Raw genomic sequence first — 15036 nt, 5'->3', positions numbered from 1 at the left:
TTTATTCCTCCAGATAGCCGGCCAGTTGCTGCTTGAGTTTTTCCTGCAATTCTGCGGGGCTGACGATGCTCAGGTGGGGAATCCAGTATTGCACGATGGGCAGGATTTCCTGCGGGTTGATGTTTTTGCTGGCCAGAAGCAGGGTGCCGTCTTCGAGACGGCGGACGGTTTCTTGGTTGGGCAGCAGGGCGCGGCGGGTGAAGTAGCCGGCAGCGGCAGGGCTGACTTTGACGATAATTTCGCTGATGTGATTGCCGTGGTAGATGCTGTCGGTTTCGGTAATTTGTTGCAGCAGGGTTTCGTCCGGCTCGAAGGTTTCGGGCTGGATGTGCAGGTTTTGGACTTGGGTGAAGCAGTAGGTTTTTTGTTTGCCGTTATCCAAGCCGATGAGGTACCAGATGCCGTTTTTGTTGACGAGGCGGTAAGGGGCGATGGTGTAGCTTTTGCTGTCGCTGCCGCTGACTTTGGTGTAGTCGAACAGGATAAGACGGCGTTCGGCTATGGCTTGGGTAATGAGGTCGAATTCTTGGCGTTTGCTGCTGATGTCTTCGTATTGGAAGCCTTTTACGGTAATGCTTTGGGTGAGCTTTTCATGAAAAAAGCGACGGTCGGCCTCGGGAAAGAGTTCGGAAATGCTGGCGAAGCGGCAGAAGCGTTGGATTTCGTCTTGGCTGAGATAGCCGTGTTTGTTTTGGTCGAGACGGTAGTAGCGTTTGCCGGTGGTGGACAGTAGGGGCAGCAGGCGGCTGATGTCGCGCTGTGCGGTGCGCAGGGAAATGCCGTAATCGTCGGGCAAGGTGGTGATGTCGAGGGTTTCGCCGTTATTCAGACGGCTGAGCATGTCGGCAAGACGGATGCCGAGTGCTTCTTGGGATTTACTGCGGGCAGCCATGTTTACTTTCCCTGTTTGTCAAATAAGTCCAGTATATGCGTGCTGTGCGACAGGTATTGTCATTTGAAATGCTGCTGCTTTTATTTTTTTATAATTTATTGTTTTGTTAAAACTTTATTCTTATCTTTAGGTCACCTGAATGTTGATTGGCGATATTTTTTTGCAGACGGCATTTGAGTATGTATTTCGACTTATTTTAACGTATTTACAATATTTGTAAAGATTTTAGGTCTAGTATCGAATATTATGCTCTGTCAGTAAGCAAGTTTATGGCTAACCATTTGTTCCTTGGTTTTTGAGGAACAAATATGGCACTTGGCAGCAGTAATCGGGAACTGGGCGGCAATATCGGCAAGACGATTGCCAAATACCGCATGGCGGCGGGTTTGACTCAGGCGCAGGTCGCGGAAATTTTGGACGTGAGTAATGATGCGGTGTCGCGGATGGAGCGCGGCGGAATCATGCCTACAGTGGCCAGATTGATTAAGCTGGCGGAGATTTTCGGTTGCGAGGTAACGGATTTGCTGACGGAAAGCAGCCCGCTGGTAAATGATCAATCCAAGCGGCTGGCGGCATTGCTGGGCAGGCTGGACGAAGAGGCAAGAATGGAGTTGATGGATATTGTGGAGCAGATGGTAAAGCTGTACGAACGGGGAATCAGACGCTCTGATAGATAATGGAAGCAAGGGAAATAAGGTGTAGAAATTTTTGATGTCTTTGATTTCGGCATTTGCTTTGGAAAACTTATTTTGGAATGTTCAAAAAACTAAGATACCGAAATAGCATAAGATGTTAGAGGTTTAAAAACACCGGCAAACCACTTGAACGCTATTTCCCAAAAGCGGAAACGGTTGGATGTAAAATGTTCATACTCCGACGGCTGAGAAAACTTAGTTTACTTCCGTACCCTTTTATGGAACATTTTGTGTTGTTTGACTATCTTTAAAAAAGAAAAAGGCCGTCTGCAAATATTTACAGACGGCCTTTTTTCAATCGCTACGGATTATTCGGTAGCTGCTACGACTGCAACGGTAATTTTAGCAACTGCATCAGTGTGCAGGGCTACTTCTACTTCGTATTCGCCAACGGCTTTCAGCGGGCCTTCAGGCAGACGTACGTTTGCTTTAACAGCTTCCACACCGGCAGCAACTACTGCAGCAGCAATGTCCGCATTGGTAACGGAACCGAACAGACGGCCGTCAACACCTGCTTTTTGTGCGATGGTGATGGTTTGACCGTCCAATTTTTCTTGGCGCGCTTTGGCATCTGCCAAGATTTCGGCTTGTTTGGCTTCCAATTCGGCACGGCGTGCTTCGAATTCTTTCATGTTCGCTTCGGTAGCGCGTTTTGCTTTACCGGTCGGAATCAGGAAGTTGCGGGCGTAGCCGTTTTTTACGGTTACGATGTCGCCCAAGTTACCCAAACCGCCGATTTTTTCTAACAGAATAATTTGCATGATTCAAGCTCCAATTATTTGTGTTGGTCGGTGTAAGGCAACAGAGCCAGGAAACGGGCACGTTTCACAGCTACCGCCAATTGGCGTTGGTAGTGTGCTTTAGTACCGGTAATACGGGCAGGAATGATTTTGCCGTTTTCAGAAATGAAGTCTTTCAACAGATCAACTTGTTTGTAATCGACTTCTTGGATTTTTTCAGCCGTAAAACGGCAGAATTTTCTACGTTTGAATGATTGACGAGCCATTGTCGTTTAACCTTTATATTCTTTAATGTTCTGTATCCGCAGTACCGGACGGGGGAACCGTTGGCTGCGTTGCGCTAAGAAACCTTCGACTTCCACCATGACATTTTGCCGGTACTGCCACTCTTCAGCCTGTTTACCCAACAAGCGGGCGGGCATTTCAAACTTTACCAGACATCTTTGTCCGTTTTCTTCCTGCCAGGATTCGTGTCTGAGCAACAAATCCAAAACGGGAATGCCTGCCGGCGTGTAACGCAGTGTGCCGATTTCGGCGGTCTGCGCGGTAAGGTGTAGAAGATTGTTCAAATCTTATTCGGCTGCCGCAGCTTCTTCAGCCGCACCGTTCAGCAGGTTTTTTGCTTTTTCGCCGCCCAACATCGGGGAAGCTTCGGTTACGGCATGTTTGGTTTTGATGGTCAGGTGGCGCAATACTGCATCATTGAAGCGGAAGGCAGTTTCCAGCTCTTCGACAACCTCGGGGGTTGTTTCGATATTCATCAAAACATAGTGTGCTTTGTGGATTTTGTTGATCGGGTAAGCCAGTTGGCGGCGGCCCCAGTCTTCCAAACGGTGGATCGTACCGTTGGCTTCGGCAATCATGGTTTTGTAGCGTTCAACCATAGCAGGCACTTGCTCGCTTTGATCCGGATGAACGATAAACACGATCTCGTAATGACGCATGTTATCTCCTTATGGATGAATAAACAGCCTTCTACCATGCGAAAAGTAAAAGGCAAGGTTGGAAAACACGAGATTATAACCTTAAGCGGATTTCATTACAAGCAGATTATCATCAGGCCGTCTGCAAAATGCGGTAATTATTGATAAAGGGTTTCGTTACAGTTGTCATGAAGCTGTAACACTCGGCGGATAAACTGGCGGCGTTATCCCAACAACCTGCCCTTTCAGGGTCTGTATTCAAGAAGGAAGAATATATGAATAAATCCGTACTGACCGTTGCAACTCTTGCGGTTTTAGCTTTGGCTGCCTGCGGCGGCGGACAATCCGCCCCCCAAGCGCAAAATGCTTCTGCCGCCGCTGCCCAACAGCAGCCTGTCGGTTTGGATGTAACCGGTGCCGGTGCATCATTTCCCCAACCTGTTTATGTACAGTGGGCAGCGGCTTTCCAACAGGCAAACGGCAGCCGCGTGAATTATCAGTCTATCGGCTCTTCCGGCGGTGTGAAACAAATTACGGCAAAAACGGTGGATTTCGGTGCAAGCGATTCTCCTTTGGCAGCAGATAGATTGGAAGCGGAAGGCTTGGTGCAATTCCCGACCGTTATCGGCGGTGTTGTACCGGTTATCAATGTGGACGGAATTGCTGCGGGAGAATTAAAACTGACCGGCGAAGTATTGGCTGACATTTATTTGGGCAATATTACCAAATGGAACGACCCGAAAATCCAGTCTTTAAACCCTGAAACCAAATTGCCTGATGCCGCAATCACTACCGTATTCCGTTCGGACGGTTCCGGCACCAGCTTTATTTTTACCACTTATCTGAGCCAAATATCGGCAAATTGGAAAGAACAGGTCGGTGCGGCCAATACGGTGAAATGGCCGACCGCCGCCAGCGGCGTGGCCGGGAAAGGCAATGAGGGCGTGGCGAATTATGTTTCCCGCGTGGCCAATTCTATCGGTTATGTGGAATATGCTTATGCCAAGCAAAACAACATGACGCACATCCGGCTGCAAAATGCAGCCGGCAATTTCGTCCAACCTTCCCAAGAAACATTTGCCGCCGCCTCTAAAGTAGATTGGAAGAGCGTGAAAGGTTTCAGCCTTGTTCTGACCAACCAGCCCGATGCCGAAGCGTGGCCGCTGGCTTCCGCCACCTTTATTTTAATGCACAAGAAAAATGCCGATGCCGCCAAAGCGAAAGCCGCACTGGAGTTTTTCGACTGGGCGTATAAAGAAGGCGATACCGCCGCACAAAAACTGGATTATGTACCGCTGCCTGCCGAAGTAAAAGACTTGGTGCGCCAAGAATGGGCCAATATTCAGGACGGACAAGGCAAACCGGTTTTGGAACTGTAATCTTGAAGGCAGATGCCGTCTGAAAAACGGGGGGCGGATATATGCGGAGGGGCGGTTACTGATGCGAAACGGCAGATGCAGGCCGCGCTCATAATGCGGCAAGCTGTTTCCTTAACCGTTTTACTCCCGCAGCAAATCCCGCCTCCGGCCGTTTGGGTTTTCAGACGGCATAACCCCAAACCGGGGCTTTACGTTTTGCAGACGGCCTTTTATGCCCATACACTCCACACCACCTCCGAAAGGTTTCCCCATGTATTCTTTTTCTGCACGGCGGCTCAAAACCCAACAGCGGCTCGACTGTCTTTTTGTCGGTTCGACGCGTTTTTTCGCTATTTTGGTATTAGCGGGTTTGGGTGGCATTCTGCTGTCGTTGTTTATCGGCGCGCTGCCCAGCATCGAAAAGTTCGGCTTGAGCTTTCTCACTTCTTCCGAATGGGATGCCGTAGCCGGAGAGTACGGCGCACTGGCTCCGATTTTCGGTACTTTGGTAACTTCTGCTGCCGCACTGCTGATTGCCGTACCCGTCAGTTTCGGCATTGCTGTTTTCCTCACAGAGCTTTGTCCTGTCTGGCTGCGCAAACCGCTGGGAATCTGCGTGGAACTGTTGGCAGGCATTCCGTCGATTATTTACGGCATGTGGGGTTTGTTTGTTTTCGCCCCGTTTTTTGCAGAGCATATCCAACCTTACCTGATTGAATATTTGGGTGCCGTACCGCTTGTCGGCACGCTGTTCGACGGTGCGCCCATGGGCATCGGTATTTTTACCGCATCGCTGATTCTCGCCATTATGGTTATTCCGTTTATCGCATCCGTCATGCGCGATGTATTTGAAATCACTCCGCAAACCTTAAAAGAAGCGGCTTACGGTTTGGGCTGTACGCAATGGGAAGTTATCCGCAACGTTGTCCTGCCTTACACCAAAGCCGGTGTTGTCGGCGGTATTATTTTAGGCTTGGGGCGTGCGCTGGGCGAAACCATGGCCGTTACCTTTGTTATCGGCAATACCTTCAATATCACTCCGAGTCTGTTTCATTCCGGCGTGTCGATTACTTCCGCACTCGCCAACGAATTTGCCGAAGCCGTCGATCCGCTGCACCTGTCCTCGCTGCTTTATTTGGGTCTGATTCTGTTTTTCATCACATTTGTGGTTTTATGCTGCGCGAAAATCCTTTTATTGAAAATGCAGCAGTCTGAAGGGAGAAAGTCATGAACGGGATTTACCGCCGCCGTCTGCGGCAAAACCGCTTTTACCTCGGTCTGGCTTACTGCATGATGGCTTTCGGCCTGTTTTGGCTGGCATGGATTTTCTATACCCTGCTTGCCAATGGCTTGGGCGGCATTTCCGCACAAATATTCACGCTGGACACCCCGCCGCCGAATGTCGAAGGCGGTCTGCGCAACGCCGTTCTCGGCAGCCTGCTGATTACCCTGTCCGGTTTGCTGATCGGTACGCCGGTCGGCCTGATGTGCGGCATTTATCTGGCTGAGTTCGGGCGGAACGGCAGGCTTGCACAGGCCGTGCGTTTCATGAACGATATTCTGCTTTCCGCCCCTTCCATCGTAATCGGTTTGTTCGTGTACGAGCTGGTGGTCATCAGACAAGGGCATTTTTCCGGCTGGGCGGGGTCGCTGGCATTGTCGCTTTTGGTCATTCCCGTTGTCGTGCGGACAACTGAAAACATGCTCAAACTGGTTCCCGACAGCCTGCGCGAAGCCGCATTTGCATTGGGTGCGCCCAAGTGGAAGCTGGTATCGGCAGTAACACTCAAATCGGCCAAGGCAGGCGTACTTACCGGCATCATTCTCGCGTTTGCCCGCATCACCGGCGAAACCGCCCCGCTTTTGTTTACCGCCATGAACAACCAGTTTTTCAGTACCGACATGAACCAACCGATTGCCAACCTGCCCAACGTTATCTACCAATTTGCCATGAGCCCTTATGAAGACTGGCACAAACTGGCATGGGCGGCCGCACTGATTATCGCCGCAACCGTATTGGCGGCAAATATTTCAGCCCGCTATCTCGGCAAAACGGCCAAATAAGGAAACATCATGACTGCCAAAATCGCAACCAAACATTTCAACTTCCACTACGGCTCGTTCCATGCCTTGAAAAACATCAATCTGGAGATTCCCGAAAAGCAAGTTACCGCCTTTATCGGCCCCTCCGGCTGCGGCAAGTCCACCCTGCTGCGCGCACTCAACCGTATGCACGACCTCTATCCCGGCAACCGCAGCGAAGGCGAAATCCTGCTGGACGGGCAAAACATTCTCGATAAAAACGTCGATTTGAACTTACTGCGCGCCAAAGTCGGCATGGTCTTCCAAAAGCCCACCCCGTTTCCCATGTCGGTTTACGACAACATCGCATTCGGTGTAAAGTTGTACGAAAAACCGAGCCGCAGCGAGCTGGACGACCGTATCGAGTGGGCATTGCAGAAAGCCGCACTGTGGAGCGAAGTCAAAGACAAACTCAAGCAAAGCGGCAATTCGCTTTCAGGCGGCCAACAGCAGCGTTTGTGCATCGCCCGCGCCATCGCCACCAAACCCGATGTATTGCTGCTGGACGAGCCGACTTCCGCACTCGATCCGATTTCCACCGCCTATATCGAAGAATTGGTCACCGAGCTGAAAAAAGACTACACCATCGCCATCGTTACCCACAATATGCAGCAGGCCGCGCGCGTATCCGACCGCACCGCCTATATGTATCTGGGCGAGCTGGTCGAAGTCGGCGATACCAAAACCATTTTCACCAAACCGCAAAAAAAAGAAACCGAAGACTACATCACCGGAAAGTTCGGTTAAACTGCCAACCCAACCCCAAAGGCCGTCTGCAAAATGCCTATTATCCGTATGCCCGCATTTGCAGACGGCATAACATCACCCAGCCGGAATAAAAAAGGAAACCCATGTCTGCCTATATCCTGATAGTCGAAGACGAGCCGTCGATTGCCACACTGATCCGCTTCAACCTCGAAGCCGCCGGCTACCGCACCGCCACCGCCGAAAATACGGCAGAAGCAGACCGGCTCCTGAAAAACGAGTTGCCCGATCTCGTGCTGTTGGACTATATGCTGCCCGACATCTCAGGCATAGACTATATCCGCACACTCCGCGGACAAAGCCGCACCCGCAACCTGCCGGTGATTATGCTGACCGCCCGCAGCGAAGAAAGCGACAAAGAACTCGGCCTCAACTCCGGCGCCGACGACTACATCACCAAACCCTTTTCCCCGCGCGAACTGATTGCCCGCATCAACGCCCTGCTGCGTCGTGCCGCGCCGCAAAAAAGCCGTCAAATCATCGAAAGCCATGGTATCCGCCTCGATGCGGAAAACCGCAAAGCCGCCACTGCAGACGGCATCGAGCTCAGCCTCAACCCCACAGAATTTAAAATCCTGCACTTTTTCATGGCTCACCCCGACCGCCTGTACAGCCGCAGCCAGCTTTTAGACTTTATCTGGGGCGACCACGTCTTTATCGAAGAGCGTACTGTTGACGTTCATATCCGCCGTCTGCGGCAAGGCTTGGATAAAGCCAACCTTGCCCATCTCGTACAAACCGTCCGGGGCAGCGGTTACCGTTTCGGTTCGGAATAACCGTGTCCGAAGCCGTCTGCAAAACCGCAAAAACTTCCTAAAAAACACATGAATAAGCTGACTTATCTGATTCCCCCCGCGCTCGGCACGCTCTTCTCCGCCACCGCCGGTTACGCCTATGCCGGCACAATCGGCGCACTGGCGGCTGCCGTTGCCGCTTTGGTCATCACAGCCCTGCTGCATTTCCGCCAAATGTGTAAGCTCCTGAAATGGCTGGAAAACCCCGAACCGGAAAACATTCCCTATGCCGGCGGTATTTGGGACGAAGTCTTTACCACCCTACTCAAACAAAGCCGCAACCGCCGCAAACAAAAGCGCAAGCTCAGCAGCGCGCTTACCCGTTTCAACCGAGCCTCCGAAGCACTGCCCAACGGCGTGATGATTCTCGACAAAGAAATGCGTATCGAATGGCAAAACCGTTTGTCTGCCGAACACTTCAACCTTAACCGCCACCAAGACAAAGACAGCATTCTGACCAACCTTATCCGCTTGCCCGAGTTTCACGACTTTATGGCGCAGTCGGCAAACCATCAAATCCGCCTGTCCATTCCCCAACAACACCCGATTCCCCGCACCCTGCTGGTTACGCGCGCGCCTTTCGAGAAAAATACTCAGATACTCATCAGCCAAGACATCAGCACGCTTGAGCAATACCAAACCAGCAAAACCCATTTTGTTGCCAATGTTTCGCACGAACTGCGTACGCCGCTGACCGTAATCAGCGGTTTTCTGGAAACCCTGCACGATATGCCCGATATGCCCGAATCCCAGCGCACATCGTTTCTCGCCCTGATGCAGAAAGAAAGCAGTCGGATGCAAAATATTCTCGACGACCTGCTGACCCTTTCCAAACTCGAAAGCGGTCACCAGCAGCAGGACAAAACCCGCGTGAACCTCAGCCTGCTTGCCCGGCAAATCAGCAGCGATACCCGCACGCTTTCGGACGGCAAGCACCACATTGAAGACGAAATCACGCCCGAAATATACATCGACGGTATTCAAACCGTTTTATACAGCGCCTTGAGCAATCTCGCATTCAATGCCGTCCGCTACACCCCTGAAAACGGACATATCCGAATCCGCCTGATTCGCGAAGGCGCACGCCATGTCCGCTTCAGCGTAACCGACAACGGCTGCGGCATTGCTGCCGAACACCTCCCCCATCTGACCGAACGCTTCTACCGTGCCGATACCGGCCGCTCACGGCAAAGCGGCGGCACGGGGCTTGGTCTCGCCATTGCCAAACACGCCTTGGCCGTCCATCAAACCAAGCTGGAAATCAGCAGCGAAGTCGGTCGGGGCAGCGAATTTTCAGTTTTGTTTACGCCGGCAGAATAACGCAAGAATTTCGTTTCCATACTTATCCATACCGAATAACAATCAGGCGGTATCGTTGAAATCATACAAAATAAAACCGGTCAGCCACGCCGCAGACAATACGGATAACACGAGGCGGCAGACGACTGCTTCAGCAATTTAGCCAAACCTTTTTAAGTATAGTCGAATAAAATAAGAATGAGACAAGGCAGCGAAGCCGCAGACAGTACACATAGTACGGCAAGGCAAAGCAACGCTGTATCATTCTTATTTTAAATGACTATAAAACGCAACCATGCCGTAATTCTGTGTCAAATCACGGTACTTCGCGTTATCTGCCTGCTTGCCGCACCTGTCGGGGATTGCCCGAAATCCAACCAACGCTCCGCTTCATGCAAATCTTCCGAAAACGGAAAAAGGCCGTCTGCAAATGTCGATTTTGCAGACGGCCTTTGTTTGATGAAATCCGTTTCAGATGCCTTTTTCCATCTCTTCATACGACATATGGCGCACATCGATTCCGCGCACCAGATAGACAATATGTTCGCCGATATTTTTCGCATGGTCGCCGATACGCTCTGCTGCTTTATTCATCAGCATCAGCTCCATGCCCGTACCGATAAAGTGCGGATCTTCCATCATATAAGTCAGCAAAGTACGCGACTGGTTGCGGTATGCCAAATCCAACAACTTGTCCGATTCGTTCAACCGCAATATTTCCTGTGCATCAAGCCGGGCGAATGCGTCCAGCGCGGCCTTCAACATCGGTGCGGTCATTTCCAACAACCGTGCCGTATCGTAAAGCTGCGGGAAGCCGACATTGTTCCGCACCATCAGATTGGCGGCGTGCTGTGCGATTTTTTTAATTTCATCACCCATCCGCTCCAAATCGGTAATCATGCGGCTGACGGCCAACACCAGCCGCAAATCGCCGGCTGTCGGCTGGCGGCGCACCAAAATCGTTTGGCAGTCGTCGTCCACGGCAACCGACAACGCATTGATGGTTTCATCGTTTTGCACAATCTGCGCCAATACTTCCCGATTGCCGCCGCCCAATGCCTCCAAGGTCCGCACCAGCTGTTGCTCGACCAAACCGCCCATACCCAAAACATCAGTCCGCACCTGTTCCAACTCCTGATGGAAATGCGAGGAAATGTGTTCCGCCATAATTTTTGCTCCAAAAATACACTGAAGCCTCACCATATCAAATCTTGATGACAGGATTTTGACAAACCGGGAATTTCAGGCATAACAAAGCCGTCTGCAAAACGGCAGTATCGCGTTTTGCAGACGGCTTTCAGCGTATTGCAGATTACAGACCGCTCAAGCGGGCAGTATCATGGGCAATCATCAACTCTTCATTGGTCGGAATAACCAAGGCTTGTGCGCGGCTGTCCGCAGTCGTAATCACGCCGGCATTGCCGAAACGCGCTGCTGTATTGGCGGCCGCATCTTCGGTCAGACCCAAGAAGCCCAGATAGCCGATGACTTTGCTGCGGATCAAGTCGGAGTTTTCACCGATACCGCCGGTGAATACCAGAGTATCCAAGCCGCCTGCTGCTACAGCCATGCTGCCGATGTATTTGGCCAAGCGGTATACAAACACTTCCAGCGCCAGTTTCGCACCTTCGTGGCCTTTTGCCGCTTCTTCTTCAATGGTACGGCAGTCGCTCGACAATTCGGAAATGCCCAATAAACCGGATTTTTTGTTCAGCATATCGGTTACTTGTGCAATGCTCATGTTGGCGTTTTCAGCCAAGAACGAGAAAATGCTCGGATCGACATCGCCGCTGCGTGTACCCATTACCAGACCTTCCAGCGGAGTCAGACCCATACTGGTGTCTTGGCATACACCGTTGGCCACAGCCGAAATAGACGCGCCGTTACCCAAGTGGGCAATCACCATACGCAGGCTGTTTTTATCCTTGCCCAAGAAACGGGCGGCTTCGTCGGCCACGAAACGGTAGCTTGTGCCGTGGAAACCGTAGCGGCGCAAACCGAATTTGCGATAGTATTCGCGCGGCACAGCGTAAGTATAGGCGTGTTCCGGAATGCTTTGATGGAACGCGGTATCAAATACAGCCACGTTCGGCAGACCTTTGAAAATGTCTTGCGCGGCGCGGATACCCAGCAGGTTGGCAGGATTGTGCAGCGGAGCAAGCGGAATACATTTCTCGATACCGGCAATCACTTCTTCGGTAATCAGAATCGATTCGCTGTACACCTCGCCGCCGCTTACCACGCGGTGGCCGATGGCGGCGATTTGGCTTTCCAAACCGCGCGCTTTCAACTCTTCCAGCATCGCACCGACCGCACCGGTATGATCCGGATTGGCAGTCAGCTCGACTTTGTGTTTCTCGCCATTGGCTTTGAAAGTAATATAGGCATCGGGCAAACCGAGTTTTTCCGCCAGACAGCTCAGCAATACATCGCCGCTGTCGTTATCCAAAACAGCACCTTTCAAAGACGAGCTGCCGCAGTTCAAAACCAAAATCAGTTTTTGAGTCATGTAAAGAATACTCCTAATCGTTCAGACGGCCTTGCAGAAGCACCGTCTGAAACAGGTTAATCAAACAACACCGACATTCTACCAAAAATCCGTCCGCATTGTCGGCATTAAGTCCAATGCCGCAAAGATTTTACATTAATATGGAAATGTCCGCTTTTGCAGACGGCATTCAGCCGCTTTTCCGCGAAAACAGCTTATCCCCCGCAGCCGCAGACACCGCGCTGCCCACTACCACCAGCGCACCGAGATAGCTTAAGAAATTCATATCCGGCGCGGCGAAAACCTGCGGCGCAACGGCATGGCCGAGATGGGAAAACAGCATGGTAAAAATCGGAATCATGGTGGTGACCACGCTGATTTTGGAGGCATCCCAATGGTTGAGCGACTCGCCGTAAGCACCGTAGCCGATCAGCGTATTCAGGCAGCAGTACACGAAACAGCCAATCAGGAAGACATCATCAATCCGCGCAATCTGCTCCGGTTCAGCCGCGGGTGCCAATACCAGCGCACACGAAAAATAAATCAGCAGCAAAATCTGCTGGGCATTGAATTTTTCCGACAGCAGCTTCTGCGCCACACCGTAGCACACCCAAACCAGGCTGCCGAACGCGCACAACGCCACCCCCAGCGCATAGCTGCCCATATCCGACAACTCTCCGAATTTGTCGTTGAAAAACATCACCAATCCGACCGGCAGACACAACAGTCCGATTTTCTGCCAGCGGCCGAACTGCTCTTTGAACACCCAAAGTCCGACCAAAATCATGCCGAACGGGGCAAGCTGCCACAATATCTGCGTAACGGTCGGGGATACATAATGCAGTCCTTCCGCCACCAACAGGAAATTACCGGAAATACCGGCTACGCCGAGCAAAATCAAGCCTGCGGTACGCCAAGAAAATTCAGACGGCCCGGGTAATTTTTTCGCCGCTGCCAGCAGTACCAGCACCGCTCCCGCCGCCACTGCAAAGCGCGCCCAAACCAAAGTCGGCGCATCCACCGCTTTCAGTGCCTGCTGCGCCGCAATCGGCAGCGAACCCAAAGTAGCGGTTGCTAAAAGCGCGAGGGAGAAGCCTAAAAGCGGTTTTTGCTGCATGGTGTTTCCTCTGTTCTGCAAATGCCGTCTGCAAAACGCTCAGCCTGCTTAGACGGTTAAATAATCGGCGGCAGAAAATCCGTAAGAGGCAATCCGATAATGCGCCAACACGGATTTTCCCAAATCCTGCACCTGATAAATCTTTTACGCTGCTTCCCAATAATCGATATAAAGCTGCAATTCCACATTATTGCGCCACTCGTTGGCAACGGGGCGGTAAACGGTGCGGATGTATTCGGGAAGGTCTTCGCTGCAACGCCAAAACATGGCCTCAAATTCATAACCGTCTTTTTGCAGCCATACTTTTTTATGCTTGCCCTCCGCTCCCATAAACTGCTGGCGCACCACATGGAATTTGTCGGTAAAGCTCGGCGGTGCGAAACCCTGCCCCCATACGTGGCGTGCCAGATTCTGCGCCTGTTCCAGCGTGATTTCGGCGGCGGGCAGACTGCCGTCGGTAACGAAGGTCTGCGACAAATCGTCGTCGCCCACCATGTCGCGCACGGCGGCTTCGAAGGCCGTCTGAAAAGCGGGGATATTTTGTTCCAATATGCTCAAACCCGCGGCCATCGCATGACCGCCGAATTTCAAAATCAAATCGGGATGGCGTTTGCTGACCAAGTCCAGTGCGTCGCGCAGGTGCAGATTGGGAATCGAACGCCCCGAGCCGCGCACTTCGCCGTTGTCGGCGGGTGCAAACACAATGGTCGGGCGGTAGAAGCGGTCTTTCAGGCGGCTGGCGACAATGCCGACCACCCCTTGGTGGAAATCGTCGCGGTAGGCCACCAGCGTGGTTCGGCCTGCGGGCAGGATGTCGGGAAAACTGTCAAGTGCGTCTTGCAGCATAGACTGCTCGATTTCGCGCCGCTCGGTGTTCAAATCATTCAGCTGCGCCGCCAGCATTTGCGCGTCTGCTTCGTTTTGCGCCAGCAGGCAGGCGATGCCGACCGACATGTCGTCAAGCCGCCCTGCCGCGTTGATGCGCGGCCCCAGCGCGAAACCCATATCGAAAGGCTGCGCCTTGCGCCAGTCGCGCCGGGCTGCTTCAAACAGTGCGCGGATGCCCGGGCGCATTTTTCCCGAACGCATCCGCTTCAGCCCCTGCGACACCAGAATGCGGTTGTTGTGGTCGAGCGGCACCACATCGGCCACGGTACCCAGTGCCACCAAATCCAAAAATTCCGCCAGGTTCGGCTCGGCAATCCGTTCCATGCCGTCTGAAAACGGCTTTTCTGCGCGGCGCAAAAAATAGCCGCGCCGGCGCAATTCCGCCCGCAATGCCATCAATACATAAAAAATCACGCCCACACCTGCCAGATTCTTGCTGGCAAAACCGCAGCCTTTCTGGTTCGGGTTGACGATAATGCAATCGGGCACTTGTTCGGCGGGCAGGTGGTGGTCGGTCACCACCACGTCCAATCCCAAAGCCTGCGCCCGCGCCACGCCCGCCAGGCTGGCAATGCCGTTATCCACCGTTACCAGCAGCTTCACGCCTTGGGCGGCTGCGATTTCGGACAATTCCGGCGTGAGGCCGTAGCCGTGTTCGAAACGGTTGGGAACAAGAAAATCCACTTTCGCCCCCATTGCGCCCAAGCCGCCCATACCCACGCTGCACGCGGTTGCACCGTCGGCATCGTAGTCGGCGACAATCAGGATTTTTTCACCGCCCTCCACCGCATCCGCCAGGCGTGCGGCGGCGGCTTCGCAGTTGGTCAGCGTTTGGTAGGGAAGCAGGCCGGTGAGTTTGTCGTCCAACTCCTGCGGGCTTTGTACGTCACGCGCGGCACACAGGCGGGCGATTAAAGGATCGGCACCGGCGTGGATTAAGGTATCGCAAACGGTTTGGTTGACGGGGCGGGTTTGGATTTTGACTGACATACTCT

17 protein-coding genes are annotated in these 15036 nt (G+C 52.5%); 7 read left to right on the top strand and 10 right to left on the bottom strand.

Features of this window, described 5'->3' with window-relative positions:
• Position 1: 1 nt before the first annotated feature.
• Complete coding sequence (locus EL111_RS04615; RefSeq protein WP_123794813.1) at positions 2-892, bottom strand: helix-turn-helix transcriptional regulator; 891 nt, start codon at positions 890-892, stop codon at positions 2-4.
• Between the two features lie 308 nt (positions 893-1200).
• Between EL111_RS04615 and EL111_RS04610 the strand changes: the two genes are divergently transcribed.
• Entirely contained in the window at positions 1201-1569 is a 369-nt protein-coding gene (locus EL111_RS04610; protein ID WP_123794814.1) for a helix-turn-helix domain-containing protein, read from the top strand.
• Between the two features lie 326 nt (positions 1570-1895).
• Here EL111_RS04610 and rplI read toward each other — a convergent pair whose 3' ends face one another.
• The 4 genes from rplI to rpsF are packed head-to-tail and all read right to left on the bottom strand — an operon-like array spanning position 1896 to position 3271.
• Positions 1896-2348 (bottom strand): 50S ribosomal protein L9, encoded by a 453-nt coding sequence (rplI, locus tag EL111_RS04605; RefSeq protein WP_123794815.1) that lies wholly within the window; start codon positions 2346-2348, stop codon positions 1896-1898.
• A gap of 14 nt (positions 2349-2362) precedes the next feature.
• Positions 2363-2593, bottom strand: coding sequence for a 30S ribosomal protein S18 (gene rpsR / locus EL111_RS04600; protein ID WP_054599043.1), 231 nt, complete (start codon positions 2591-2593; stop codon positions 2363-2365).
• A gap of 6 nt (positions 2594-2599) precedes the next feature.
• On the bottom strand, positions 2600-2896 hold the full coding sequence (priB, locus tag EL111_RS04595; RefSeq protein WP_123794816.1) for a primosomal replication protein N: 297 nt from the start codon (positions 2894-2896) through the stop codon (positions 2600-2602).
• A 3-nt stretch (positions 2897-2899) separates the two neighbouring features.
• Positions 2900-3271, bottom strand: a complete 372-nt coding sequence (gene rpsF, locus EL111_RS04590; protein WP_123794817.1) for a 30S ribosomal protein S6 — start codon at positions 3269-3271, stop codon at positions 2900-2902.
• A 254-nt stretch (positions 3272-3525) separates the two neighbouring features.
• Between rpsF and pstS the strand changes: the two genes are divergently transcribed.
• Positions 3526-4629: a phosphate ABC transporter substrate-binding protein PstS gene (pstS, locus tag EL111_RS04585; protein WP_123794818.1), complete on the top strand. Its 1104-nt coding sequence runs from the start codon at positions 3526-3528 to the stop codon at positions 4627-4629.
• Positions 4630-4749: 120 nt separating this feature from the next.
• Here pstS and EL111_RS10775 read toward each other — a convergent pair whose 3' ends face one another.
• Positions 4750-4881, bottom strand: a complete 132-nt coding sequence (locus tag EL111_RS10775; protein WP_269471082.1) for a hypothetical protein — start codon at positions 4879-4881, stop codon at positions 4750-4752.
• Between EL111_RS10775 and pstC the strand changes: the two genes are divergently transcribed.
• From pstC to phoR, 5 genes are all read left to right on the top strand, one after another.
• Entirely contained in the window at positions 4880-5839 is a 960-nt protein-coding gene (gene pstC, locus EL111_RS04580; protein ID WP_123794819.1) for a phosphate ABC transporter permease subunit PstC, read from the top strand. The two genes, EL111_RS10775 and pstC, sit on opposite strands and share 2 nt — an antisense overlap.
• Positions 5836-6672 (top strand): phosphate ABC transporter permease PstA, encoded by an 837-nt coding sequence (pstA, locus tag EL111_RS04575; protein WP_123794820.1) that lies wholly within the window; start codon positions 5836-5838, stop codon positions 6670-6672. Before pstC ends, pstA begins: the two co-directional genes overlap by 4 nt.
• Before the next feature lie 9 nt (positions 6673-6681).
• Entirely contained in the window at positions 6682-7437 is a 756-nt protein-coding gene (pstB, locus tag EL111_RS04570; protein ID WP_123794821.1) for a phosphate ABC transporter ATP-binding protein PstB, read from the top strand.
• A gap of 104 nt (positions 7438-7541) precedes the next feature.
• Entirely contained in the window at positions 7542-8231 is a 690-nt protein-coding gene (gene phoB, locus EL111_RS04565; RefSeq protein ID WP_123794822.1) for a phosphate regulon transcriptional regulator PhoB, read from the top strand.
• 48 nt (positions 8232-8279) lie between these two features.
• Complete coding sequence (gene phoR, locus EL111_RS04560; protein ID WP_123794823.1) at positions 8280-9569, top strand: phosphate regulon sensor histidine kinase PhoR; 1290 nt, start codon at positions 8280-8282, stop codon at positions 9567-9569.
• 450 nt (positions 9570-10019) lie between these two features.
• On the opposite strand, the gene phoU is transcribed toward phoR, so the two are convergent.
• The 4 genes from phoU to recJ all read right to left on the bottom strand — a co-directional run bounded on the left by phoU (position 10020) and on the right by recJ (position 15031).
• Entirely contained in the window at positions 10020-10715 is a 696-nt protein-coding gene (gene phoU / locus EL111_RS04555; RefSeq protein ID WP_123794824.1) for a phosphate signaling complex protein PhoU, read from the bottom strand.
• Between the two features lie 145 nt (positions 10716-10860).
• Complete coding sequence (locus EL111_RS04550; protein WP_123794825.1) at positions 10861-12057, bottom strand: acetate kinase; 1197 nt, start codon at positions 12055-12057, stop codon at positions 10861-10863.
• A 169-nt stretch (positions 12058-12226) separates the two neighbouring features.
• Positions 12227-13153: a DMT family transporter gene (locus tag EL111_RS04545; RefSeq protein ID WP_123794826.1), complete on the bottom strand. Its 927-nt coding sequence runs from the start codon at positions 13151-13153 to the stop codon at positions 12227-12229.
• Positions 13154-13297: 144 nt separating this feature from the next.
• Positions 13298-15031, bottom strand: a complete 1734-nt coding sequence (gene recJ / locus EL111_RS04540) for a single-stranded-DNA-specific exonuclease RecJ (RefSeq protein WP_123794827.1) — start codon at positions 15029-15031, stop codon at positions 13298-13300.
• Positions 15032-15036: the final 5 nt, after the last annotated feature.

This window comes from Neisseria animalis (assembly GCF_900636515.1).
In the GTDB taxonomy this organism is placed as follows: Bacteria; Pseudomonadota; Gammaproteobacteria; order Burkholderiales; family Neisseriaceae; genus Neisseria; species Neisseria animalis.
This window is presented reverse-complemented; position numbering and strand designations above follow the sequence as displayed.

What these genes read in the sequence shown, in the direction of transcription:
- EL111_RS04610 (WP_123794814.1), top strand. Translation starts at nt 1,201, where the DNA reads ATGGCACTTGGCAGCAGTAATCGGGAACTGGGCGGCAATATCGGCAAG.
- rpsR (WP_054599043.1), bottom strand. Translation starts at nt 2,593, where the DNA reads ATGGCTCGTCAATCATTCAAACGTAGAAAATTCTGCCGTTTTACGGCT.
- EL111_RS10775 (WP_269471082.1), bottom strand. Translation starts at nt 4,881, where the DNA reads ATGGGGAAACCTTTCGGAGGTGGTGTGGAGTGTATGGGCATAAAAGGC.
- phoR (WP_123794823.1), top strand. Translation starts at nt 8,280, where the DNA reads ATGAATAAGCTGACTTATCTGATTCCCCCCGCGCTCGGCACGCTCTTC.
- pstB (WP_123794821.1), top strand. Translation starts at nt 6,682, where the DNA reads ATGACTGCCAAAATCGCAACCAAACATTTCAACTTCCACTACGGCTCG.
- EL111_RS04545 (WP_123794826.1), bottom strand. Translation starts at nt 13,153, where the DNA reads ATGCAGCAAAAACCGCTTTTAGGCTTCTCCCTCGCGCTTTTAGCAACC.
- phoU (WP_123794824.1), bottom strand. Translation starts at nt 10,715, where the DNA reads ATGGCGGAACACATTTCCTCGCATTTCCATCAGGAGTTGGAACAGGTG.
- pstS (WP_123794818.1), top strand. Translation starts at nt 3,526, where the DNA reads ATGAATAAATCCGTACTGACCGTTGCAACTCTTGCGGTTTTAGCTTTG.
- pstA (WP_123794820.1), top strand. Translation starts at nt 5,836, where the DNA reads ATGAACGGGATTTACCGCCGCCGTCTGCGGCAAAACCGCTTTTACCTC.
- pstC (WP_123794819.1), top strand. Translation starts at nt 4,880, where the DNA reads ATGTATTCTTTTTCTGCACGGCGGCTCAAAACCCAACAGCGGCTCGAC.
- EL111_RS04615 (WP_123794813.1), bottom strand. Translation starts at nt 892, where the DNA reads ATGGCTGCCCGCAGTAAATCCCAAGAAGCACTCGGCATCCGTCTTGCC.
- EL111_RS04550 (WP_123794825.1), bottom strand. Translation starts at nt 12,057, where the DNA reads ATGACTCAAAAACTGATTTTGGTTTTGAACTGCGGCAGCTCGTCTTTG.
- phoB (WP_123794822.1), top strand. Translation starts at nt 7,542, where the DNA reads ATGTCTGCCTATATCCTGATAGTCGAAGACGAGCCGTCGATTGCCACA.
- rplI (WP_123794815.1), bottom strand. Translation starts at nt 2,348, where the DNA reads ATGCAAATTATTCTGTTAGAAAAAATCGGCGGTTTGGGTAACTTGGGC.
- rpsF (WP_123794817.1), bottom strand. Translation starts at nt 3,271, where the DNA reads ATGCGTCATTACGAGATCGTGTTTATCGTTCATCCGGATCAAAGCGAG.
- recJ (WP_123794827.1), bottom strand. Translation starts at nt 15,031, where the DNA reads ATGTCAGTCAAAATCCAAACCCGCCCCGTCAACCAAACCGTTTGCGAT.